The organism is Mesorhizobium sp. ESP7-2 (genome assembly GCF_020164715.1).
Taxonomy (GTDB): Bacteria; Pseudomonadota; Alphaproteobacteria; order Rhizobiales; family Rhizobiaceae; genus Mesorhizobium.
The window spans coordinates 87,805-109,222 of sequence record NZ_JAIUGQ010000010.1 but is presented as its reverse complement, the minus strand read 5'-3'; the positions used below and the strand labels follow the sequence as shown (position 1 = coordinate 109,222).

18 protein-coding genes are annotated in these 21,418 nt (G+C 65.1%); 10 read left to right on the top strand and 8 right to left on the bottom strand.

Features of this window, described 5'->3' with window-relative positions:
• The 5 genes from LB543_RS12555 to LB543_RS12535 all read left to right on the top strand — a co-directional run bounded on the left by LB543_RS12555 (position 1) and on the right by LB543_RS12535 (position 5,147).
• Positions 1–717, top strand: a complete 717-nt coding sequence (locus LB543_RS12555) for a uroporphyrinogen-III synthase (protein WP_224614315.1) — start codon at positions 1–3, stop codon at positions 715–717.
• A gap of 109 nt (positions 718–826) precedes the next feature.
• Positions 827–2,296, top strand: coding sequence for a COG4223 family protein (locus tag LB543_RS12550; RefSeq protein ID WP_224614314.1), 1,470 nt, complete (start codon positions 827–829; stop codon positions 2,294–2,296).
• A gap of 10 nt (positions 2,297–2,306) precedes the next feature.
• On the top strand, positions 2,307–3,899 hold the full coding sequence (locus LB543_RS12545; protein ID WP_224614313.1) for a heme biosynthesis protein HemY: 1,593 nt from the start codon (positions 2,307–2,309) through the stop codon (positions 3,897–3,899).
• A gap of 36 nt (positions 3,900–3,935) precedes the next feature.
• Positions 3,936–4,415: a TerB family tellurite resistance protein gene (locus LB543_RS12540; RefSeq protein WP_224614312.1), complete on the top strand. Its 480-nt coding sequence runs from the start codon at positions 3,936–3,938 to the stop codon at positions 4,413–4,415.
• Between the two features lie 15 nt (positions 4,416–4,430).
• On the top strand, positions 4,431–5,147 hold the full coding sequence (locus LB543_RS12535) for a glutamine amidotransferase (protein WP_140763352.1): 717 nt from the start codon (positions 4,431–4,433) through the stop codon (positions 5,145–5,147).
• 61 nt (positions 5,148–5,208) lie between these two features.
• Here LB543_RS12535 and LB543_RS12530 read toward each other — a convergent pair whose 3' ends face one another.
• From LB543_RS12530 to LB543_RS12495, 8 genes are all read right to left on the bottom strand, one after another.
• A complete protein-coding gene (locus LB543_RS12530) occupies positions 5,209–5,439 on the bottom strand; it encodes a hypothetical protein (RefSeq protein ID WP_140811165.1) in 231 nt (76 codons plus the stop codon).
• 71 nt (positions 5,440–5,510) lie between these two features.
• On the bottom strand, positions 5,511–6,749 hold the full coding sequence (locus LB543_RS12525) for an MFS transporter (protein WP_140811163.1): 1,239 nt from the start codon (positions 6,747–6,749) through the stop codon (positions 5,511–5,513).
• A 151-nt stretch (positions 6,750–6,900) separates the two neighbouring features.
• Positions 6,901–8,001, bottom strand: coding sequence for an aminotransferase class I/II-fold pyridoxal phosphate-dependent enzyme (locus LB543_RS12520; protein ID WP_224614311.1), 1,101 nt, complete (start codon positions 7,999–8,001; stop codon positions 6,901–6,903).
• 224 nt (positions 8,002–8,225) lie between these two features.
• Positions 8,226–8,708 (bottom strand): MucR family transcriptional regulator, encoded by a 483-nt coding sequence (locus LB543_RS12515; protein WP_224594767.1) that lies wholly within the window; start codon positions 8,706–8,708, stop codon positions 8,226–8,228.
• Between the two features lie 189 nt (positions 8,709–8,897).
• Entirely contained in the window at positions 8,898–9,602 is a 705-nt protein-coding gene (locus LB543_RS12510; protein ID WP_224614310.1) for an ROK family protein, read from the bottom strand.
• A gap of 14 nt (positions 9,603–9,616) precedes the next feature.
• Positions 9,617–10,993 carry a glucose-6-phosphate dehydrogenase gene (zwf, locus tag LB543_RS12505; protein WP_224614309.1) on the bottom strand — a complete coding sequence of 459 codons (1,377 nt, stop codon included), beginning with the start codon at positions 10,991–10,993 and terminating at the stop codon, positions 9,617–9,619.
• Between the two features lie 22 nt (positions 10,994–11,015).
• Complete coding sequence (gene gnd / locus LB543_RS12500; RefSeq protein ID WP_140761524.1) at positions 11,016–12,032, bottom strand: phosphogluconate dehydrogenase (NAD(+)-dependent, decarboxylating); 1,017 nt, start codon at positions 12,030–12,032, stop codon at positions 11,016–11,018.
• 48 nt (positions 12,033–12,080) lie between these two features.
• Positions 12,081–14,507, bottom strand: a complete 2,427-nt coding sequence (locus LB543_RS12495; protein ID WP_224614361.1) for a glucan 1,4-alpha-glucosidase — start codon at positions 14,505–14,507, stop codon at positions 12,081–12,083.
• Positions 14,508–14,711: 204 nt separating this feature from the next.
• On the opposite strand from LB543_RS12495, the gene LB543_RS12490 reads away from it, so the two are divergent.
• The 5 genes from LB543_RS12490 to LB543_RS12470 all read left to right on the top strand — a co-directional run bounded on the left by LB543_RS12490 (position 14,712) and on the right by LB543_RS12470 (position 21,417).
• On the top strand, positions 14,712–15,725 hold the full coding sequence (locus LB543_RS12490) for an ABC transporter substrate-binding protein (protein ID WP_140761526.1): 1,014 nt from the start codon (positions 14,712–14,714) through the stop codon (positions 15,723–15,725).
• Positions 15,726–15,773: 48 nt separating this feature from the next.
• Positions 15,774–17,291 (top strand): sugar ABC transporter ATP-binding protein, encoded by a 1,518-nt coding sequence (locus LB543_RS12485; RefSeq protein ID WP_224614308.1) that lies wholly within the window; start codon positions 15,774–15,776, stop codon positions 17,289–17,291.
• Position 17,292: 1 nt separating this feature from the next.
• Positions 17,293–18,273, top strand: a complete 981-nt coding sequence (locus tag LB543_RS12480; RefSeq protein ID WP_224614307.1) for an ABC transporter permease — start codon at positions 17,293–17,295, stop codon at positions 18,271–18,273.
• Between the two features lie 3 nt (positions 18,274–18,276).
• Complete coding sequence (locus LB543_RS12475; protein WP_224614306.1) at positions 18,277–19,224, top strand: ABC transporter permease; 948 nt, start codon at positions 18,277–18,279, stop codon at positions 19,222–19,224.
• A gap of 120 nt (positions 19,225–19,344) precedes the next feature.
• Positions 19,345–21,417, top strand: a complete 2,073-nt coding sequence (locus tag LB543_RS12470) for a 3-hydroxyacyl-CoA dehydrogenase NAD-binding domain-containing protein (RefSeq protein WP_224614305.1) — start codon at positions 19,345–19,347, stop codon at positions 21,415–21,417.
• The last annotated feature ends 1 nt before the right edge of the window (position 21,418 follow it).

The following is a 21,418-nucleotide window of genomic DNA, read 5'->3' as shown; positions in this document are numbered from 1 at the left end:
ATGCTCCGCGTCCTGGTCACCAGACCGGAGCCCGGTGCGTCGCGCACGGCGCGAAAGCTGGAAGAGATGGGTTTCGAGCCTCTTCTCCTGCCATTGACGGAGACGATGGTACTGCCGGTCGATGCCAAGGCGGTTCCGGACGACGTGGCGGCCGTCGCCATCACCAGCGCCAATGCCGTGCGCCATGCCCCGAGAGATCTGATAGCGGCGCTTTCCAACCTGCCTTGCCATGCTGTCGGCAACAGGACCGCCGCGGCCGCGCGTAAAGCCGGCTTTCTCTCGGTCGTCGAGGGGCCCGGCGATGCCGAGGCGCTGGCCGACCGCATGGCGATCGCGTTTTCCGGTAAAACGATCGTTTACCTCTGTGGGCGCGTGCGGTTTCCCGCCTTCGAACAGAAGCTGGAAGCAGCTCATGTCGGGGTCCATGCCGTCGAGACTTACGACACGCTTGCGGTAAGCCATTCGGACGAAGCGATCCTTTCGCTGATATCAGGCCAAGCCGTCGACGTGGTGCTGCTCTATTCGGCCAAGGCGGCTGCCGCGATGCGGGTCCTGACCAGCCGGCCTGCCCTGCAAAAGGCCTTTGAAGAGACACGGTTTTTTGTCCTTTCCGCGCGCATCGCCGCCGCCTTCGGCGGCAGCGCCGGCAAGGCAATCCGCGTCGCCGCACGACCCGACGAGGAGGCGCTGCTGGCACTTTTGCGGGAACGGCCCTGACCCGCGTCATCACACCGCCCCTTTTCACCGCTTGGTGATGTGCTAGACCCTTCTGAACCATCACGCGCCGCCCGGCGTTGAGACGAAGCGAATTTTGCGGAGCCCATGCATGGTCAAGACGCCGAAGATGCGACACTCGAAGAGCCGCCGCGAGCCGGTGACCATCGATCTCGATCCGGGCGCCGTCTCACGCGTCGTCGACGAGGATGCCGCCAAGGATACCGCCCAGACCGACGAGGCGAAGGCCGAGGAAGCTGCGAACGCCTCGCAGCCGGAGGCTCCGGAAGAGCCGGTGCATGCCGATCAGACCGACCTCGAACCCTGGGAGCATGACGATGCCGCCGCGGGGCAGGTCGGGACAGATGCGCCTGAGGCCAAATCCACTGAGCCGGAAATGCCTTATCCCGGTTCGGATACACCCCCCAACCGCGCCACGGCTTCCGACTACAATTTTGAGGATGCGACCGCCAAAACCGCCGAGACCAAGGCGGCTGCCGGAAAAACCGACGCGAGGAGCGAACCGATGACAGCACAGCCGAAGCGGGGCGGCCTCAACGGCATCGCCGCCGGCATCATCGGCGGCGTCATCGCGCTGGTCGGCGCCGGTGGCCTGCAATTTGCCGGCCTGCTCGGCGCGCCGGGCTCCGCTCCCGGCGCCTCGCTCGATGGCGTCAATGGCGAGATCGCCTCGCTGAAGAGCGAAATCGCGGACATGAGGGAAGCCGGCAACAACAATGGCGCATCGGCCAAGGTAGATGGCCTGTCGTCGGCGCTCGACCAGGTCAAGAGCGATGTCGCGGCGCTGAAATCGGCGGTCGAAAAGGGCGGCGCCGGCGACAATGCCGGGCTCGCCGCACTGGGAGACAAGGTCAAGCAGATCGAAACCACGGTGGCGGCCCTCGGCAAGGCCGGCAGCGCGGCGCCCGTCGATCTCGGGCCGCTCAACGAAAAAATGGCGGCTCTCGATGCGCTGGTGAAGTCGACAGGCGAGGCAGCGAAGGCGCAGGAGGGCCGTCTCTCCGCGCTGGAGCAGTCGGTGTCGCAGCTTTCCGGCAAGGTCGATGCGCAGGCTTCGCAGCCGAAGATCGCGCTCGCCATTGCGGCTTCGGCGCTGAAGTCCGCGCTCGACCGTGGCGCGCCGTTTTCGGCCGAACTCGATACGCTGGCCGCGATTTCGCCTGATGCGCCACAGCTGGCGACATTGCGCCCCTACGCCGAAAAGGGCGTGCCGACCCGCACCGAGATTGCCTCGCAGATGGATGCCGCCGCGAACGCCATGGTGGCAGCGGCCACGCCGGACGACCAGAATGCCGGCTTCCTGCAGAACCTGATGTCGAGCGCCGAATCGCTGGTCAAGGTCCGGCCGATCGGCGCCGTCGAAGGCACTGGGGCACCAGAAACCGTGGCGCGCATGGAGGTTGCGGTCACTCAGGGCGACTATGCCAAGGCGCTCAGCGAATATGACAAGCTGCCGCAAGCCGTGAAGGCCGCGGGCGCCGACTTTGCCGGCAAACTGAAGGCACGCATCGAGGTCGAAACCCAGGTCGACGCGTTGATCTCCGGCGCTATGAAGGCATGAGGACAACACGATGATCCGCCTGCTCGCCTTCCTCATCGTCGTCTTCGCGCTCGGGCTGGGCTTTGCCTGGCTGGCCGACCGGCCCGGCGACATGGTCGTCACCTTCAATGGCTACCAGTACCAAGTCAGCCTGATGGTGGCGGCGGTGGCCGTCGTCGCCGTCGTCGCGGCGGTGATGATCGTCTGGTGGCTCATCAAGTCGCTGTGGAACAGCCCCTACACCATCTCGCGCTATTTCCGCGTGCGGCGCCGCGACCGTGGCTATCAGGCACTGTCGACCGGCATGATCGCCGCCGGCGCCGGCGACGGGGCGCTCGCCCGCAAGAAAACCAAGGAAGCGGCCAAGCTGATCCGTTCCGACCAGGAGCCGCTGATCCATCTGCTCGAAGCGCAGGCATCGCTGCTAGAAGGCGATCATGACGGCGCGCGCCAAAAGTTCGAGAGCATGCTCGACGACCCCGAAATGCGGCTGCTTGGCCTGCGCGGGCTTTATCTGGAAGCCGAGCGGCTGGGCGACCGCAATGCCGCCCGGCACTATGCCGGCCGCGCCGCCGCAGTGGCGCCGCAACTGGCCTGGGCGGCCGAATCGACGCTGGAGGAGCTGACCGCGCGCGGCGACTGGGACGGCGCGCTGAAGCTGGTAGACGCGCAGAAGTCGACGCGGCAGATCGAGCGCGACGCCGCCAACCGCCGCCGCGCGGTGCTGTTGACCGCCAAGGCGCAGTCGCTCGCCGACAGCGATCCCGCGGCCGCCAGGACAGCGGCGGTCGAGGCCAACAGGCTGCAGCCGGACTTCGCCCCCGCCGCAATTGCCGCCGCGGCGGCGCTGTTCAAGCAGAACGACGTGCGCAAGGGCTCGAAGATCCTCGAAGCAGCATGGAAGGCCGAGCCGCATCCCGAAATTGCCGAGCTCTACACCCATGCAAGGCCGGGTGACGCCGTGCTTGATCGGCTCAACCGCGCAAAGAAGCTGCAGGAGATGAAGAAGAACCACGCCGAATCGTCGATGACGGTGGCGCGTGCCGCGCTCGACGCACAGGATTTGTCGACCGCTCGCCGCGAGGCCGAAGCCGCGATCCGCATTGACCGCCGCGAGGGCGCCTATCTGCTCCTGGCCGACATCGAGGAGGCGGAGACCGGCGACCAGGGCAAGGTGCGGCAGCTCCTCTCCAAGGCGGTTCGGGCGCCGCGCGATCCGGCCTGGGTCGCCGACGGGGTCGTCTCCGAGCGCTGGGCGCCGGTCTCGCCGGTCACCGGCCGGCTCGACGCCTTCGAATGGCGCGCGCCGATGGAGCGGCTTGGCCAACTGATCGACAGCCGCGATGAGCTGGATGCCCCGGTAGTGGCCATCGAGGCGCCGGGCAGGCCGGAAAAGCCGGTCGACGTGATCGATCATGCCGCCCCGGGCAACGAGGCGACGAGCAGGGGTGCCGAGAGCCGCGAGGATCATGTCACCCCGGTCACGGCCGCCGCCTTTGCCGCGGTGCCGGCCGATGCCGAGGCCGTCGAGCCGGCGGAAGAACTGGCGCGTCTGCCGGACGATCCAGGCGTCGATCCGGACGACGAGGCGGAAAAGTCGACACGCCGGTTCCGGCTGTTTTGATATGGGCCGGCCATCGGGCCGTTTGGGAATGAATTGATGTTCGAGCGCGTTCTGTCGTTTCTCAGGGATTTGCCGGCCGGCTCCGGCAGCCATGCCAGCACGGACGATCCGCGCGTCGCGGCTTCGGCGCTGCTCTACCATGTGATGAACGCCGACGGCGTGCGTCAGGATGTCGAATGGGAGCGGTTCAAGGCGGTACTGTCGCAGAGCTATTCGATCAACGGTGCCGAACTCGAAGCGCTCGCCGCCGCCGGCGAGCGCGCCGACAACGAGGCGATCGACCTCTACGCCTTCACCAGCGTGCTCAAGCGCCATCTCGACGCGGAGGGGCGCAAGGCCTTCATCGGCCTGATGTGGGAGATCGTCTATGCCGATGGCGAGCTGCATGAGCTCGAGGACAACACGGTGTGGCGGGTCGCCGAACTGATCGGCGTCGAGCGCCGCGACCGGGTCGAGGCGCGCCGCAAGGCTGCGGCCGAGGTACCGGGCGCCACCGGAACATCGAGCGACGAGTAGGATTTTCGCCTTTCCATGCCGCCCAGAACGAGCCCGAAGCCAAAGATCCTGATCATTCTACATCAGGAGAATTCGAGCCCCGGGCGCGTCGGCCACATGCTGCTGGAAGAAGGCTTCGATCTCGACATCCGCCGCCCTCCGCTAGGCGACGCCTTGCCGGAAACGCTGGATGGTCATGCCGGCGCGGTGGTGTTCGGCGGGCCGATGAGCGCCAATGACGAGGACGAGTTCGTCCGCCGCGAGACCAAATGGCTGGAAATTCCGCTCAGGGAAAACCGGCCGCTGCTCGGCATCTGCCTGGGCGCGCAGATGCTGGCCAACCATCTCGGCGGCAAGGTCGAGGGCCATGGTGAAGGACTGGTCGAGATCGGGTGGTATCCGCTGAAGGCGACCGAGGCCGGCAAGAAACTGATGCATTGGCCCGAAATGGTCTACCAGTTCCATCGCGAGGGCTTTTCGCTGCCGGGCGACGCGATGCTGCTGGCCACGAACGAGACCTATCCCAACCAGGCCTTCCGCTATGGCGACAATGCCTGGGGCATCCAGTTCCATGGCGAACTCACCCGGGTGATGATGCAACGCTGGGTGGTGCGCGGCGCCCATCGCTTCGAACTCCCCGGCGCCCAGCCCGGCCGCGACCATCTCGGCGGCCGGTTGATCTGGGATATGCACCTGAAGCGCTGGCTGGACGAATTCTTGCGGATGATTTTTGGCGGGCCGGTGGCGCGGTAGAGTCGGACCAGTGGTCGGAATGGCCAAATCTGGCCGAACGTCGGCTTTCGGAGCGTAAAAACTAGTCCGAAAAGCTCACGCTCACGCCGCGCTGCCGAAAGTAGGCCTGCATCAACTTGCGGCCCGAGCGGTTGTTCTGCGCCAATTTGGTGGGATCGAACACCGCCTGTTTTATCCCCTCTCGTGCCAGCGCTGCCTTGAGCGTCGCGATATGTGCGTCGATGTCGGCATTGTCCGCCCGGAGCGATGCATAGATATTCTCGGTCGCCTCGGCCACGGTCGGTTCGCTCATGAGTGTCGTCCTTGGTTGATTGGGCGGCGGCTTAGCACAGATTCGCGGCTCCGCCGATACCGATGAAGCCGTCAGTTTCGCCCATTGAGGTGGCGAACCCTGCGCAGTTGCGGGAACAGGTAGGCCCACAGGCCGGCAACCGCGATGGCGCCGACGCCGCCGATGACGACCGCCGGAACCGTGCCGATCAGCGCCGCCATGGTGCCGGCGCGGAATTCGCCGACTTCGTTGGAGGCGCCGACGAAGACCTGGTTGACGGCGTTGACGCGGCCGCGCACTTCGTCCGGCGTCCACAACTGGATCAGCGTTTCCCTGATGTAGACGCTGAACATGTCGGTGGCGCCGAGGAAGACCAGAGCAACGATCGACAGCCAGGTGAGGGTCGACAGACCGAACAGCACGGTGAAGGCGCCGAACGCCGCGACGAAGCTCAGCATGATCTTGCCGGCACGGTCGCGGATCGGGTGCCCGGCGAGCCAGACCGCGACGCAGACGGCGCCGATGCCCGGTGCAGAGCGCAGCAGGCCGAGGCCCCAGGGGCCGAGTTGCAGGATGTCGCGCGCATAGACCGGCAGCAGTGCCGAGGCGCCGGACAGGAGCACGGCGAAGAGATCGAGCGAGATGGCGCCGAGCACGATCTTCTCGCTCCAGATGTAGCGGAAGCCGGCAAACAGTGTTTCCATCGTCGGCTTGTCGGTGGCGCTTTGCTGGGCGGGTTTGGGAATGGTGAAGATCAGCAGACCGGCCACCAGCATCAGCACAGAGGCGACAGCGTATGCGGCTTCGGCCGAGACGCCATAGAGCAGGCCGCCCGCGACCGGACCGATGATCGTCGCCGTCTGCCAGGCAGACGAGTTCCACGCAATCGCGTTGCCGAAATCTTCAGGCGGCACCAGATTGGCGAACAGTGACGACGAGGCCGGTCCGTAAAAGGCGCGCGCCATGCCGAACAGCGCCAGAACGGCGAAGATCGGCAGCGGGCTGACGAGGCCGCGCAGCGTGAAGTAGAGGAGAACGAGCGCACAGCCTGCCTCGACCACCGTTGCCAGCGCCATGATCAGGCGGCGGCCGAAGCGGTCGGCGACGACGCCAGTGACCAGCACCAGCAACAGCGAAGGCAGGAACTGGACGATGCCGACAATGCCGAGGTCGAAGGGATCTCGCGTCAGATCATAGATCTGCCAGCCGACGGCGACGGAAACGATCATGGTCGCGAAGGTGGTGAGAAAGCGCGCCGTCCAGTAGCTGAGGAAGGCTTTGTGCCGGAAAGCCGCATAGCGCTGCTCCGGTAAAGTTTGTTCAGGTTTCATGGAGTGAGGCCCCGCTGCTATGCCGGCGGGGCACTTCCCGAATGGGCGCTGGTCCGACCAATGGAACTTGGTAAAGTTCGGCGCGCATATGCTTCAAAATCAGGTCTGGATCAAGGGACTTTCGAGCCGCGCTCTCGGTAGCACGCGGAAGTTACTGCCGCAGCGCGGCCGAAATCGCGTCCAATCCGCCTTTCAACTCGGCCTCCGTCGGCCAGCCGAAGCCGACGCGGAAGAAGCGCTTTTCCATCTCGAACCAGTGGCCAGGCCCGACATAGGTGCCGTGGTCCTCCAGCAGCCTGACATAGAACCGGTCGAGGTCGAAGCCGGGCTCGACATCGAGGCGCGGGAAACCGACGACACCGCCCTCAGGCCGCACCCAGTCGACCAGCGGCTCGCGGTCGATCCAAGCCTGGACGATATCACGGCGCTTGGCCATCTCGGGCAGCAGCTTTGCCAGAAACACGTCCCGGCGCTCCAGCACGCCGCGCGCAATGCCTTCGTCGATGACGCTGCCGCAGATGCCGATCTGCTCCTTGGCGGCGAGGAATTTTTCCTGGAGGGCGGCATCCCTTGCAGTCAGCCAGCCGATGCGGATGCCGGGAATGCCGAAGGCCTTGGACAGCGACGAGACGCTGATGGCCTTTTTGCTCAGCGAGGCCGCCGAAGGCAGGCGCCTGCCATAGGAGAGGTCGCGATAGGTTTCGTCGACCAGCAGATGGCAGCCGCTGGCCTCGGCGAGCGCCACCAGCGCGTCGAGTTCGGCACGGCTCATCATGGTGCCGGTTGGATTGTGCGGGCAAGTGACGCTGATCAACTTCGTATTCGGCCGCATCGCTGCCTTGACGCGCTCAATATCGACGGCAAAGCCTTCCTCGAAGGCGAGGTCGACGAAGCTGATGGCGCAGCCGATCGCCCGCGGCGTTTCGATGTTGGTGGCGTAGTTGGGCCTGATGACGACGAGGTGATCGCTGGCCGACAGCAGCGAGGTCGAGATGATGAACAGCGCACCGGCCGCACCGGCGGTGACCAGCACATCGTCGGGCGAGATGCCGGCATCCTGTGCTGCGATCAGGTCGCGCAGCGCCTTGTCGCCGCGATGTTCGCCGTAAAAGAGCGTCAGGTCCGGCAGCGAGAGGCCGATGTCGGAGAGCTTCTGGTCGGCAATTGAGCTTTCGGAGAGATTGTAGCGGATACGGTCATAGCCGTATTCCTCCGGCGCTTCTTTCTCGATCACCATCCTGGTGTAGTTCATGGCTTCCCCCCCCGGAGCGGTTCACCGTTTCACGGAAACGGCAAACAGCTCCATCCCCTTTGTCTAGGCGCAATTCCGGACGGAAAACCGTTTCACACTTTTCCTGGAATTGCTCAAAGCTTGTCCGGTTCATCCAAGCCACAAAAACATGAAGCCTGCCAAGGCAGTTTCGCCGGCAGGCTTCTGTTCCAGTCGTCCCAAGTATTGGCTCAGGACTGAATTGCTCAGGCCGGGACTTTGGCCTTTCGGCCTTTGCCCTTGGCAGGCGGGGGGGCGACGGCCTTGCGGCCGAGCCCGATCGACTTCGCCAGTTCCGAGCGCGAAGCGGCGTAGTTGGGGGCAACCATCGGATAGTCCGACGGCAGGCCCCATTTGGCGCGGTAGGCATCCGGCGTCAGGCCGAAATGCACGCCGAGGTGACGCTTCAGCGATTTGAACTTCTTGCCATCCTCGAGGCAGATGATGAAATCCGGGGTCACCGACTTCTTCGGGTTGACGGCCGGGACCAGCGGTGCCGCCACCGGGGCGACCGGCTGGCCGAGCCCACTGATCGAGGCGCTGACGCTGGCGATCAGCTCGGGAAGGCCGGACGCGGGCAGGCGATTCTTCTCGACATAGGCCGATACGATGTGGGCTGTCAGTTCGAGAAGGTCGAGGGTCTTGCTGGCGTGGCTGTTTTCGTCGGTCAATCTATTTCCTCCATCCATGGCGCATGACCTCGAAAATGGGGCCGTTTTCAAAAAGGATGATGCGCAAAATTAAAGTGCGTCGTCTTTGTGCGTCGCGCGCGACGCGATGTAGTGGGGCTGACTTCCTAGTCGGCAAACCTGCACAATGCAATCTATCGGCGCGACATCACACGCCATTTTGAACAACTATACTAAACTGTAATAATATCAGACGATCAGGGCCTTGTCGCGCCACAGACGAAATCCGCCTTCGAAAGCGCGTGTGTTGTCACCGCGCCTGCAGTTGGCGGGCAATTCGTCGAGCTTGTCGACATTGCCGCCGCCGATGACGACATAGTCTGGCTGCAGGGCGGCGCGCAGCCGGTTGACGACGTCGAAGACATAGCCGCGCCACTTCTTCTTGCCGCGCTTTTCCAGGCCGCTTTCGCCGACATAGTCCTCGAAACTCTGGCCTTTTCTATAGGGGAGATGGGCGAGTTCCATCGGCTGGCCGACATTATCGAGGATCATCGCCGCACCGAGGCCGGTTCCGAGGCCGAGGAACAGCATGCGCCCGCCCTCATAGCTGCCGAGGGCCTGCATCAGCGCGTCGTTGACCACCTTGACCGGCTTGCCGAACTCAGCGGTGAAATCGAAGCCGACCCAGCCCTTGCCGAGATTCATCGGGTCGAGCACCGGCTTGTTGTGACGCACCGGGCCCGGATAACCCATCGAGATGACGTCATAGGACAGTCCCTCGGCGAGCTTTTTCACCTTGTCGATCATCTGCCGTGGCGTCAGGTCAGGCCCGGAATCCGTCCGGCGCTCGGTGCCACCGTCGCTGGTCAGGATCTTAACGTGCGACCCGCCGATGTCGATCGAAAGGACGACCTGCCCAGTGTTCGACGCAGCCTGCTTATTCACCTTGGCCATCTGGTCCCCTCCGCTCATGTTACCGGGTCGATCCAGCCATTGGGCGGTCCGAAGCCGGCCATGGCGTCCATCGGCCCCCATGTCTTCGGCTCGTAAAGATGCGGCGGCGTGGTATCGCCGAGCACCGGACCGACGATGCGCCAGGCCAGTTCGGCCGCGTCCTGGCGGGTGAAGAGCTGGCCATTGCCGTTCATGGCGTCGCCGATCAGCCGCTCATAGGGCGGCATGTCGCCCTTCGAATCGTCGAGCGCGGCGAGTTCCACCTGCTCGCCGATCATGTCGTCGCCGGGCGCCTTGCGCTGGGCGCCGATGGCGATCATCACCTGCGGGTCGATGCGGAAACGGACGTAATTCTGGTCGGCGGGTTTGATCGGGTCGAAGACGTCCAGCGGCGGCCGCTTCAGCCGCACCACCACCTCGGTGACATGCACCGGCATGTTCTTGCCGGCGCGGATGAAGAACGGCACGTCCTGCCAGCGCCAGGTGTCGACGAAGAAGCGCACCGCCGCGAAGGTCTCGACCGGCGAGTTCGGCGCCACACCGGGCTCGGCCAGATAGCCTGTGAACTGGCCGCGCACGACATCGTTCTTGGTCAAGGTGCGGATGGCGCGCAGCACCTGCACCTTCTCGTCGATCAGGTCGTCGGCGGAGCGGCCGACCGGTGGCTCCATGGCCAGGAGCAGCAGGATGTTGAGCAGATGGTTCTCGATGACGTCCCGGATGCAACCGACATCGTCGTAGAACCGCCCCCGCCCTTCGATGCCGAAATCCTCGGCCATGGTGATCTGCACGCTCTCGACGTAATTGCGGTTCCAGATCGGCTCGAGCAGGGAATTGGCGAAGCGGAAATAAAGCAGGTTCTGGATCGCTTCCTTGCCGAGATAGTGGTCGATGCGGAAGATCGACTGTTCGTCGAACACCAAGTGTAGCACCCGGTTCAGCCAGCGCGCCGATTGCAGATCGTGGCCGAAGGGCTTTTCCACCATCAGCCGCGCGCCATGCGCGGTGCCCGACTGCTCCAGCCCTTGCACGACAGTCTCGAACATGGTCGGCGGCACCGCCATGTAGTGCAGCGGCCGCTGGGCGCTGCCAAGTGCCGTCTTCAGCTTCTCGAAAGTGGCCGGATCGCGGTAGTCGCCGCTGACATAGCGCAGCAGCGACGCCAGCTTGGCGAACACCTTCTCGTCGATCTTGCCGAGCGCGTCGACGATGCCGTCGCGGGCGCGGTCCTGCAATTGCTTCAAATCCCAGGCGTCGAAGGCGACGCCGATCACCGGTTCGGTGAGCGTGCCCTTGGCGACCATCTGGTAAAGGGCTGGAAATATCTTCTTGTGGGCGAGGTCGCCGGTCGCTCCGAAGAGCACCAGCGTGTCGGACCGTTCCTGGCTCATGCGTGCGTCTCCCCTGTCGCCGTCACTTGCCGTCCTTCGGTTTTTCGATGTGGCCGCCGAAGGCATAGCGCATGGCGGACAACAGCTTGTCGGAGAATTCGGATTCGCCTTGCGAGGAGAAGCGGTCGAACAGGGCCGAGGACAGGACCGGCGCCGGCACGCCGGTGTCGATCGCCGCCTTGAGTGTCCAGCGACCCTCGCCGGAATCCGAGACCCGGCCGCCGAATTGCGCCAGGCCCGGATCGCTCTTAAGCGCGCCGGCGGTGAGATCGAGCAGCCAGGAGCCAATGACGCTGCCGTGCCGCCACACCTCGGCCACCTGCGGAAGGTCGACATCGAACTGGTAGTATTGCGGGTTTTCAAGCGGGCTTGTCTCGGCGTCCGCCGTCCGTTGCCGCTTGCCGGCATTGGCCGACTTCAGGATGTTCATGCCTTCGGCATAGGCGGCCATGACGCCGTATTCGATGCCGTTGTGCACCATCTTGACGAAATGGCCGGCGCCGCTCGGTCCGCAATGCAGGTAGCCATAGGGCGCCGTGCCCGCGGTCTTGTCCGGGGTTGGCGCGCCGGTATCGAGACCAGGCGCCAGCGTGGCAAAGACCGAATCGAGGTGCTGCACCGCCACGTCGGGGCCGCCGATCATCAGGCAGTAGCCGCGTTCCAGCCCCCAGACACCGCCGCTGGTGCCGACATCGACAAGATGGATGCCCTTGCCAGCCAGTTTCGCGGCCTCGTCGACGGCGGCGTGATAATAGGAATTGCCGCCGTCGATGACGATGTCGCCGGGCTCCATCAGCGCCGCGACCTGATCGATGATCTTGCCGGTGATCGCCGCCGGCAGCATCAGCCACACGCAGCGCGGCTTGGCGAGCTTGCCGACGAATTCCGCCATCGAAGCCGCCCCCAGCGCGCCGTCGCTCACCAGCGCGGCGACGCTGGCCGGGTTGATGTCGTAGACGACGCATTCGTGGCCGTCGCGCATCAGGCGTCGCACCATGTTGGCGCCCATCCGGCCCAGTCCCATCATTCCGATCTGCATGGTTTCGTCCTGTTTCCTAGAGATTTGCTGGGTTTGTCGAGGAAGGATCTACTGGCTGTCCTGAGCGCCTGACATGACGGAGAAGTCGACATTCTCCCAATCGCCGGTTCCGGGCCAGAAAAAAGTGAAGATCAGCGTGCGTCCGCTGGGGAGGTTGGCCGTGGGCAGATCGACAAGGTGGATGCCGAAAGCGTTTTCCGCCGTCTGGCTATCGTGGGCGGTTGCCCAGTTGTCGGCGCTCCAGTGGACGGTGGCTGCCGCCAGAAGCTCGACGCGCAATGTCTTGCCCTCGGGCAGCGTGCGGATCTTGTTGTTGAAGCGCCATGTCCTGAAGGGCGACACGGTCTTGTCCTCGATGTAGCGCTTCACGCCTTGCGGCGGCATGTCGAAGACGGCGCCGTCGCGCAGGGAGCGCAGCAGCTTGACATGTTCGGAATGCGCCCAGACCAGCGGCATGGCGCTGCCCGACGGCTTGCCATGCAGCAGCTCGCGGCCCGGAATATCGGCGCCGTCCCAGACCTGTTCCGGCAGCAGGCCGCCGGTACCGGCCGAGCGTTCCAGCGTGTCGAGCAGGCTGGCCGCCTTGTCCTTGCGCCCGGCCGCGAGCTCGTAATGGGCGCGTTCGCCGGCGAGCAGGGGCCAGGGCCGGCCCTGACCGGTGCCGTCGAAAGGCGCGCCATCCTCATGCTCGCCATAGCCGTCGCTGTCATAGCGGTACCAGAGCGGCCCTTGCGGCAGCTCGCAGCGCAAATGCGCGTCGATGACTTTGACCGTGTCGACGACGCGCGGATCGTCCGCGGCTCTCAGGCCAAAGCGCACCAGCGCCAGCGCATCCGGGCTGACGATTTCCTCGGCCGACCGGTCCGTGTCGCCGGGTGGGCGGTTCTTGATCGGGACATAGCCGTCCTTCGGCGAGCTGGCATCGGCGCTGTCCGGCGGCGCGATGCGGACGTAGTAGCCGGCGACACCGGCCGCCTTGCAGATGGCGGTGCCGGTGACATAGGTCCAGCGCTCGACTTGGTCGTTCCAGCAGTCGGCGGTCTCGCGCAGATAGCTTGCCGCGGCCGGCTTGCCGCAGGCATCGAGCAGGTCGGCCGCGGCCAGCAGTGCGGCTGTCTCGACGGCCAGCGTGAACGGGCTGTAACCGGCGTCTTCTTCCCAGCGGTCCTCGCCGGTGACGGGTCCATTGCGCACGACATAAGAAGCGGCACTCTCGATCATCTGCAGGAAGGTCTTGAGCCTGGCACTCGGCAAGCGGCCAGCGCGATGCAGGGCATCGGCCAGCAGCAGGGGGAAGGCGCATTCGTCCATCTGGATGCCGGGCCAATAGGCCGTGCCGTCGAGCCAGGCGTTCTGCGGCCAATGGCCGTCCGGCTGCTGAATGGAGCGGAGGTATTCCAGGATCCAAAGGGCCGAAGCGGCATCGCCGGCGGCGAGAAAGCCGCCCGCCGTTTCGACCAGGTCGCGTGGCCAGACCAGGTGATAGCCCCCGAGATCATCGTCGCCCTTGTCGAACCCCCACGGGATCGACAGGCTGGCCACCGCCGCGCCCGGCATGACCGATGACCGGTGGGTGGCCAGCACCGCGGTGGAGACGCGGTAGCCGTTCACTCCCGGCACTCCGGGCGTCCGGTCGCGGTCCAGTGGCAGCAGCCCGGCCTGCCATTCGCGCCATTTTTCGACATAGGATTTCGCCGCCGGTTCAAATCCCCGCTTCAGGCTGGCGAAGGCGTTTTCGGCTGCTTCGTCCGGCGTCGTCCCAAAACCCAGCGCCAGCACGGCTTTTGTGTTGGTGGCGGTGAAGCCGATCTCGCCGGTCAGCGCGACATTGCCGTCCTCGGCGCGACAGCATGCCGGATCGAGCTTGCCGGCATGGTTCAATTGCTGCCAACCATCGGAGACGCCGACATAGCCGGCCGAACAATCCCGCCAGGGCAGCGACGAGGCCAGCGCCAGGCAGGTGCCGCGCCCCGAGGCAAAAAGGACGGGCTTTCCCTGGTATTCGCCGACCCAGGCGGTGTTGCCCATGCCGGCATTGACCAGATGCGGCGCCAGAAGCGCGTAGACGCGGTAATCGGCCGGGACGCCCTCGAGCGGGGTGAAGGTGATCTCCTGCAGCAAGGTCGGGCGAGCCGGATCGGCCAGAATGCGTTTCTCGATCCGGTAGGCGCCGTCATCAGCCGTATTGGCCAGCCTGTAGGCGGGCACGCCGTCCTCGAACGGCTCGATGCCGTGCGTGGCATCGCGTTTTTCCTCGGAGAAATATCCATCCTTGCCGGTGACGATCAGGCCGAGGTCGCGCGTGCAGGCGCTGTCGACGCCGGGATAATAGATCTCATTCAGGATGCCGTGGCTGATCGTGAACCAGACAGGGCCGGCCGACGAGAGAGAAGTTCCGACGCCGCTTTTGGCGCTCGACGTCCAGCGCGCCGGAATTCCCGGGGCTCCAGGGGGAACGATCGGCGTCACCGCCATGCTTTTCAGCCTCATGAGCCATGCCTAGCCCATTCACCGAAGCGCTTTCAATCATTGCACCGCAAGTTGATCGCCGGCCTTTCGCGGATTGCAGTTGACAGCCCGCCGGCCCTGCTGCACTTTTGTCTGATAATAGATAAAAAACAGGTACGCAATCGCGACGCTCATCAGTAGCAGACCAGCAACACTCGGGAGGAGTATGACATGAAGAAACTGTTCGTTCTGGGCACCCTCGCAGCAGTGCTCGCAGCCGGCACGGCACTCGCCGACACCAGCGGCAAGAAAATCGCATTCTCGAACAATTACGCCGGCAATTCGTGGCGGCAGGCGATGCTCGACAGCTACGCCATCGTCACCAAGAAGGCGGTCGACGACAAGATCGTCGCCGCGGCCGATGTCTTCACCACCGCCGACAAGGAGGTGCCGACGCAGGCAGCGCAGGTACAAAACCTAATCCTGCAGGGCTATGACGCCATCGTCATCAACGCCGCCTCGCCGGATGCGCTCAACGGCGCCATCAAGCAGGCCTGCGACGCCGGCATCACCGTCGTTTCCTTCGACGGCACGGTGACCGAGCCTTGCGCCTACCGCGTGGTCGTCGACTTCAAGGACATGGGCAAGCAGGAAGTCGAGCATATGGCCAAGTTCCAGCCCAAGGGCGGCAATCTGCTTGAAATCCGGGGCCTGGCCGGAACCTCGATCGACGACGCCATCCATGCCGGCATCCTCGAGGGTGTGGCCGCGCATCCCGAGTTCAAGATCGTCGGCTCGGTCACCGGCGACTGGGACCAGACCACAGCGCAGAAAGCGGTCGCGACCATCCTGCCGTCGCTGCCCGACGTCGTCGGCGTCGTCGACCAGGGCGGCGACGGCTATGGCGCCGCGCAAGCCTTCGCCGCCGCCAACAAGCCGCGGCCGACCATCATTATGGGCAACCGGCAGGACGAATTGAAGTGGTGGAAGGAACAGAAGGAGAAGGACGGCTACCAGACCTGGTCGGCCTCGATCGCGCCCGGCGTGTCGACGCTCGCCTTCTGGGTGGCGCAGCAGGTGCTCGATGGCCGCAAGGACATCCCGCACGACCTGCTGGTGCCGTATCTCGCCTTCACCCAGGACGATTTCGAGGCGGCCCTGCCGAAGATCAAGGAGGGTGGTGTCGCCACCCACGAATACACGCAGGAAGATGCCATCGCGGCGATCAAAGCCAACATCAAGTGAACGTCGCACACGCGTTGCCCGGGCATCACTGAGCGGATATCGTTGAGCATGGCCGCAGGCAACACGGACATCAGACTTGGCGGCGCCGAAAAACATTTCGGCGCCGCCAATATTGACATCGTAAGACTGAACGGTGCCGAAAAACATTTCGGCGCCGTCCGCGCGCTGGGCGGGGTGGATTTCCATGTCGGACCCGGCGAATGCGTCGGCCTCGTTGGCCATAACGGCGCCGGCAAGTCGACGCTGATGCACATGGTGGCCGGCACCTCGAAGCCCGACAGCGGGACGATCGGCGTGCATGGCGGCATCGAGGACAATTATTCCGTATCGCGGGCACAGCAGCTCGGCATACGCTGCGTGTTCCAGGAACTGTCGCTGTGTCCCAATCTCAGCGTCGCCGAGAACACGCGCATCAACCATGCGTCGCTCTCCGGCTTCGGCTGGCGGCGCAAGGCCGCCGAGCTGATCGCCGCCAAGCTCGATGAGATCTTCCCGGACCATGGCATCTCGGCCTGGGACATTGTCGGCGATCTGTCGATCGGCCGGCGGCAGATGGTCGAGGTGGCGCGCGCCTTTACCGTGACGCAGGACCGGCTCGACCTGGTCATCCTCGACGAGCCGACCTCGTCGCTCGACGCGCACACGGCCGGCCAGCTGCTGGCCTTCGTGCGCCGCTTCGTCGCCGGTGGGAAAAGCTGCATCCTGATCTCACACGTGCTGGGTGAAGTGTTGCGGAACGCTGACCGGATCGTGGTGATGCGCGACGGCAAGATGGTGGCGTCGGACCCGGCTGGTGCCTTCGATCGCGACCGGCTGGTGACGGTGATGGGTGGGGCGGCGGCGCGCGAGAAGACCGCCGCACAGGCCGCTGCCGCCAAGGCAGGCGCCAGACCGCTGCGCGTCCGGGCGCGGCCCGCCGGGCAGACCGACGGCAAGGACCTTGTCGCCTGCGGGGGCGAGATCATCGGCCTTGCCGGGCTGGCCGGCCACGGACAGACCGACTTGCTGCTGCGGATCTTCGACGCCGCCGCACGCGCCAAGGCCGGCATCGAGGTCACGGCGCCGGTGGCGCTGGTGGCGGGGGACCGCCAGTCGGACGGTATTTTCCCGCAATGGTCGATTGCACAGAATATCGGCATCCGTTCGCTGGCGCGTCTGCGTAACGGGTTGCTGATCTCGCCGCGCCGCGAGGCGGAGCTCGCCGATGCCTGGAAGAAGAAGATCGGCATCCGCACGCCCGACATGAACAACAACATCTTCTCGCTATCGGGCGGCAACCAGCAGAAGGCCCTGTTTGCCCGTGCGCTGGGCTCCGATGCCGAAATCGTGCTGATGGACGATCCGATGCGCGGCGTCGACATCGGCACCAAGCTGGAGGTCTACGACCTCGTGCGCGAGGAGGCGGGTCGCGGCCGTACTTTCCTCTGGTACACGACCGAAACCGAAGAGCTCGACAATTGCGACCACATCTATGTCTTCAAGAACGGCCGCATCGTTGCCAATCTGACGCGCGACGAACTGACCGAAGAGAAGATCATCCAATCCTCCTTCGGCGATGCGGCCTGAAATGACGGCGACGCCAATCGACAATGGCTTCAAAGGATCGGCGGCACGCAATGCGGCGGCGCGGGCGCGGCTGTTGCGCGGCCTGCTGCCGGCGCTGTCGCTGGCGCTGGTGTTGGCGGCAATCGCCTGGCTCAATCCGCGCGCCATCAGCTATTTCGGCTTCAGCCTGATGCTGAACCTGGCGATTCCGATCGCGCTGGCGACGATCGCGCAGATGTTCGTCATCGCCGGCAACGAGCTCGACCTCTCGATCGGCACTTTCGTCGGCTTTGTCGGCTGCGTCACCGCGACATGGTTGAAGGACGCGCCGGTCGTCGGCGTCCTCATTCTCGCCGGGTCGATCGGCATCTATGCGCTGCTCGGCGCGCTGATCCATCTGCGCAACCTGCCTTCCATCGTGGTGACGCTCGGCATGAGTTTCGTCTGGCAGGGGCTGGCCATCCTCGTCCTGCCCAAACCCGGCGGCAAGGCGCCCGACTGGCTGCTGGCGATCATGTCGTTTAAGCCGCCCTTCATTCCGTTCCCGATCATCGCCGCGCTGCTGATTGCGGCGGTCGTGCATTTCGGCCTGATGCGCACCTCGTACGGCGTGATCCTGCGCGGCTCCGGCGGCAATCCGGCGGCGCTGCGGCGGGCCGGCTGGTCGCTGCTCAAGACCAAGATCGTGCTGTTTGCGCTTGCCGGCCTCTTCGGCGTGCTGTCGGGCATGGCGCTGATCGGCATCACCACCTCCGCGGATGCCAATATCGGCAATGGTTACACGCTGCTGGCCATCGCCGGCGTCATCCTCGGTGGCGGCGAGTTCGTCGGCGGCCGGGTCTCGCCGATCGGCGCGGTCATTGGCGCGCTGACGCTGGCGCTGGCCGCCTCGCCGTTGCTCACCTTCATGCACATTCCGCCCGACTGGCAGGTGGCGGCCAACGGCGCCATCCTGATCATCGTGCTGGCGGCGCGGGTGCTGATCAGCCGCAGGGAAAGGTGAGCGATGGCTTCGCTGAAAACGCTGCTCACAAAACCCTGGATCTGGTCGTTTGTCGGCGCGCTGCTGGTGTGGCTGGCGACGATCGCCTTCACCGGCGGCTATGGCGGCGGCGGCATGGTCACGGCGGCATTGTCGCTTGCCGTGTTCACCGTCATCGTCGGCGTCGGCCAGATGTTCGTCATCACGCTCGGACCCGGCAATGTCGACTTGTCGCTGCCGGCCAATATCGGCCTGGCAAGCGCGGTTGCGATGAAGGTGATGGGCGGCAGCGATGCCATGATCGTGGTCGGATTGCTGGCGGCGCTCGCCTGCGGTGCCGCGATCGGCGCCATCAACTATTTGCTGATCTGGGCGCTGCGCATCCCGCCAATCATCGCGACGCTGTCGGCGAGCTTCATCATCCAGTCGGTCGATATCAGCTATGGGCGCGGTCTGCAGATCAAGCCGCCGCCGGGCTTCGCCGATTTCACCAACTGGCAGGTGATGGGCATTCCGGTGCTGGCGATCCTCACCGTGCTGTTCACCATCGGCGCGGCCATCGCCCTGCAGCGCATGATCTATGGCCGCTCAGTGCTGGCGATCGGCCAGAACATCCGCGCCGCCTGGCTCGCCGGCGTCAAGGTCGGGCGCATCCGCTTCCTCACCTACACGCTGTCGGGGGCGCTCGGCGGCATCGACGGCGCGCTGCTCGCCGGCTATTTCCGCGGCGCCAATGTCGATATCGGCAATGAATATTTGCTCGCTTCGATCGCCGTCGTCGTCATCGGCGGCACATCGGTGGCCGGCGGCAAGGCCAATGTGCCCGGCGTCTGGGGCGCGGCGCTGTTCCTGGTGCTGCTTTTGACCATGCTCAACACATTCGGCGTCAGCGCCGGCGTGCGGCTTTTGCTGACCGGGCTGATCATCGTAGGGGTGATCACGGCGGCGGGTGGGGAGAAGGCGGTGCGCTGATCGCAACGTCTACGGCGCGACCGCGGCCTGTCGGGCCAACAATTGGACCAGCCGGTTCCCATTTGTAACGTGGCCTAGTAAACCGGTCCGCGATCTCAGTCGGTCTCGGGAGGGCTCCGCTTGTCCAATTCTGTCAGCGTCGCGAATGAGGATGGCGTCGCCATCGTCACCATCGACAATCCGCCGGTCAACGCGCTGGGTTTTCACGTCCGCGAGCCGCTGATGCGGGCGCTGGTCGCTCTGCGCGACGACGCATCGGTCGCGGCAATCGTCATTGCGTGCGCCGGGCGGACCTTTGTCGCGGGCGCCGACATCACCGAATTCGGCAAACCGGTACAACAGCCCGATTTGCGTGCCATCGTGGCGGTGCTGGAAGCCATCGCCAAGCCGACGGTCGCCGCCATCCACGGCACCGCGTTCGGCGGCGGGCTGGAACTGGCGCTTGGCTGCCATTTCCGCGTTGCCGATCAAGGGGCGAAGCTCGGCCTGCCCGAGGTGAAGCTCGGCATCCTGCCCGGTGGCGGCGGAACGGTGCGGCTGCCGCGCCTGGTGGGCGCCGTCAAGGCGCTGAAGATGATCGTTTCAGGCGCACCGATCGGCGCGGATGAGGCGCATGGGGCCGGCCTGGTGGATGCCGTCTTCGAAGGCGATCTGATCACCCACGCCGTGAACTTTGTCTGCGAAATGGCCCGCAAGGGTGGTCCCTTCACGCCGGTGCGTGATCGCGATGAGGGACTTAGGGAAACCGATCTGGCGGCCTTCGATGCCGAGGCGACGGATTTGGCCAGGAAGGCGCGCGGCCTCGACGCGCCGATCGCTTGTGCACAGGCGGTCCGCAATGCCGTCACGCTGCCCTTCGACGAGGCGCTGGCAGCGGAGCGGGCGCTGTTCGTGAAGCTCGTCGCCAGCGACCAGTCGCGCGCGCAGCGGCATCTGTTTTTCGCCGAACGCGAGGCGGCCAAGCTTCCCGGCAAGGATGTCGTCAAGCGCAGGATCGCCCGTGTCGGCGTCATCGGCGCCGGCACGATGGGCGGCGGCATCGCCATGGCTTTCGCCAATGGCGGCTTTCCCGTCACCTTGCTGGAAACCAGCCAGGAAGCGTTGCAGCGGGGGCTGGCGACGATCGAGAAAAATTACACCGTCTCTGTCACACGCGACTCGCTGAGCGAGGATGCCAAGCGGCAGCGGCTCGGCCAATTCAAAGGCTCGATCGACTATGCCGACCTCGCCGATTGCGACCTGATCGTCGAGGCGGCGTTCGAGGACATGGCGGTCAAGAAAGAAATCTTCGGCAGGCTCGACGCGGTGGCGAAACCAGGCGCTATCCTTGCCACCAACACCTCCTATCTCGACATCGACGAGATCGCCGCCTCGACCTCGCGGCCGCAAGATGTGCTCGGCCTGCATTTCTTCTCGCCGGCCAACGTCATGAAATTGCTGGAGATCGTGCGCGCCGAAAAGACGGCGCCGGATGCGCTGGCGACAGTGATCGACCTGGCACGCAGGATCGGCAAGGTGGCCGTCGTCGTCGGCGTCTGCCACGGCTTCGTCGGCAACCGCATGCTGGCCGCGCGCGGCTCTGAACCGGAAGCGTTGCTGCTGGAAGGCGCGACCCCCAGCCAGATCGACAAGGCGTTCACCGATTTCGGCTGGCCGATGGGGCCGTTCCAGATGGGCGACCTGGCCGGCCTCGACATCGGCTGGCGCAACCGCAGGGCGCGCGGCCTGGCGGCCGTCATCGCCGACACGCTGTGCGAACAGGGCCGTTTCGGCCAGAAGACCGGCCGTGGCTTCTATCTCTACGAGAACGGTTCGCGCACGCCGGTACCCGATCCCGAGCTCGAGGCGCTGATCCGCGACAAGGCCGCCGAGAGGGGCATCGCGCCGCGCACCATCGGCGCCGACGAGATCATCGAACGCACACTCTATCCCCTGATCAACGAGGGGGCGAAGATACTGGAGGAAGGGATTGCCGCCCGCGCCTCCGACATCGATGTCGTCTGGGTCAATGGCTACGGTTTTCCCGTCGGCAGGGGCGGTCCGATGTTCTGGGCGGGCCTCGAAGGCGCGGCCAGGATCGTCGAGCGGCTCGAATATTGGTATCGGCGGACCGGCAAGGATGTCTTCAAACCGGCCCCGCTGCTTCGGCGCATGGCCGAAACGGGCTCATGGGAAACCGACGCGACGGGCTGAC

What these genes read in the sequence shown, in the direction of transcription:
- LB543_RS12555 (WP_224614315.1), top strand. Translation starts at nt 1, where the DNA reads ATGCTCCGCGTCCTGGTCACCAGACCGGAGCCCGGTGCGTCGCGCACG.
- LB543_RS12550 (WP_224614314.1), top strand. Translation starts at nt 827, where the DNA reads ATGGTCAAGACGCCGAAGATGCGACACTCGAAGAGCCGCCGCGAGCCG.
- LB543_RS12545 (WP_224614313.1), top strand. Translation starts at nt 2,307, where the DNA reads ATGATCCGCCTGCTCGCCTTCCTCATCGTCGTCTTCGCGCTCGGGCTG.
- LB543_RS12540 (WP_224614312.1), top strand. Translation starts at nt 3,936, where the DNA reads ATGTTCGAGCGCGTTCTGTCGTTTCTCAGGGATTTGCCGGCCGGCTCC.
- LB543_RS12535 (WP_140763352.1), top strand. Translation starts at nt 4,431, where the DNA reads ATGCCGCCCAGAACGAGCCCGAAGCCAAAGATCCTGATCATTCTACAT.
- LB543_RS12530 (WP_140811165.1), bottom strand. Translation starts at nt 5,439, where the DNA reads ATGAGCGAACCGACCGTGGCCGAGGCGACCGAGAATATCTATGCATCG.
- LB543_RS12525 (WP_140811163.1), bottom strand. Translation starts at nt 6,749, where the DNA reads ATGAAACCTGAACAAACTTTACCGGAGCAGCGCTATGCGGCTTTCCGG.
- LB543_RS12520 (WP_224614311.1), bottom strand. Translation starts at nt 8,001, where the DNA reads ATGAACTACACCAGGATGGTGATCGAGAAAGAAGCGCCGGAGGAATAC.
- LB543_RS12515 (WP_224594767.1), bottom strand. Translation starts at nt 8,708, where the DNA reads ATGGATGGAGGAAATAGATTGACCGACGAAAACAGCCACGCCAGCAAG.
- LB543_RS12510 (WP_224614310.1), bottom strand. Translation starts at nt 9,602, where the DNA reads ATGGCCAAGGTGAATAAGCAGGCTGCGTCGAACACTGGGCAGGTCGTC.
- zwf (WP_224614309.1), bottom strand. Translation starts at nt 10,993, where the DNA reads ATGAGCCAGGAACGGTCCGACACGCTGGTGCTCTTCGGAGCGACCGGC.
- gnd (WP_140761524.1), bottom strand. Translation starts at nt 12,032, where the DNA reads ATGCAGATCGGAATGATGGGACTGGGCCGGATGGGCGCCAACATGGTG.
- LB543_RS12495 (WP_224614361.1), bottom strand. Translation starts at nt 14,507, where the DNA reads ATGGCGGTGACGCCGATCGTTCCCCCTGGAGCCCCGGGAATTCCGGCG.
- LB543_RS12490 (WP_140761526.1), top strand. Translation starts at nt 14,712, where the DNA reads ATGAAGAAACTGTTCGTTCTGGGCACCCTCGCAGCAGTGCTCGCAGCC.
- LB543_RS12485 (WP_224614308.1), top strand. Translation starts at nt 15,774, where the DNA reads ATGGCCGCAGGCAACACGGACATCAGACTTGGCGGCGCCGAAAAACAT.
- LB543_RS12480 (WP_224614307.1), top strand. Translation starts at nt 17,293, where the DNA reads ATGACGGCGACGCCAATCGACAATGGCTTCAAAGGATCGGCGGCACGC.
- LB543_RS12475 (WP_224614306.1), top strand. Translation starts at nt 18,277, where the DNA reads ATGGCTTCGCTGAAAACGCTGCTCACAAAACCCTGGATCTGGTCGTTT.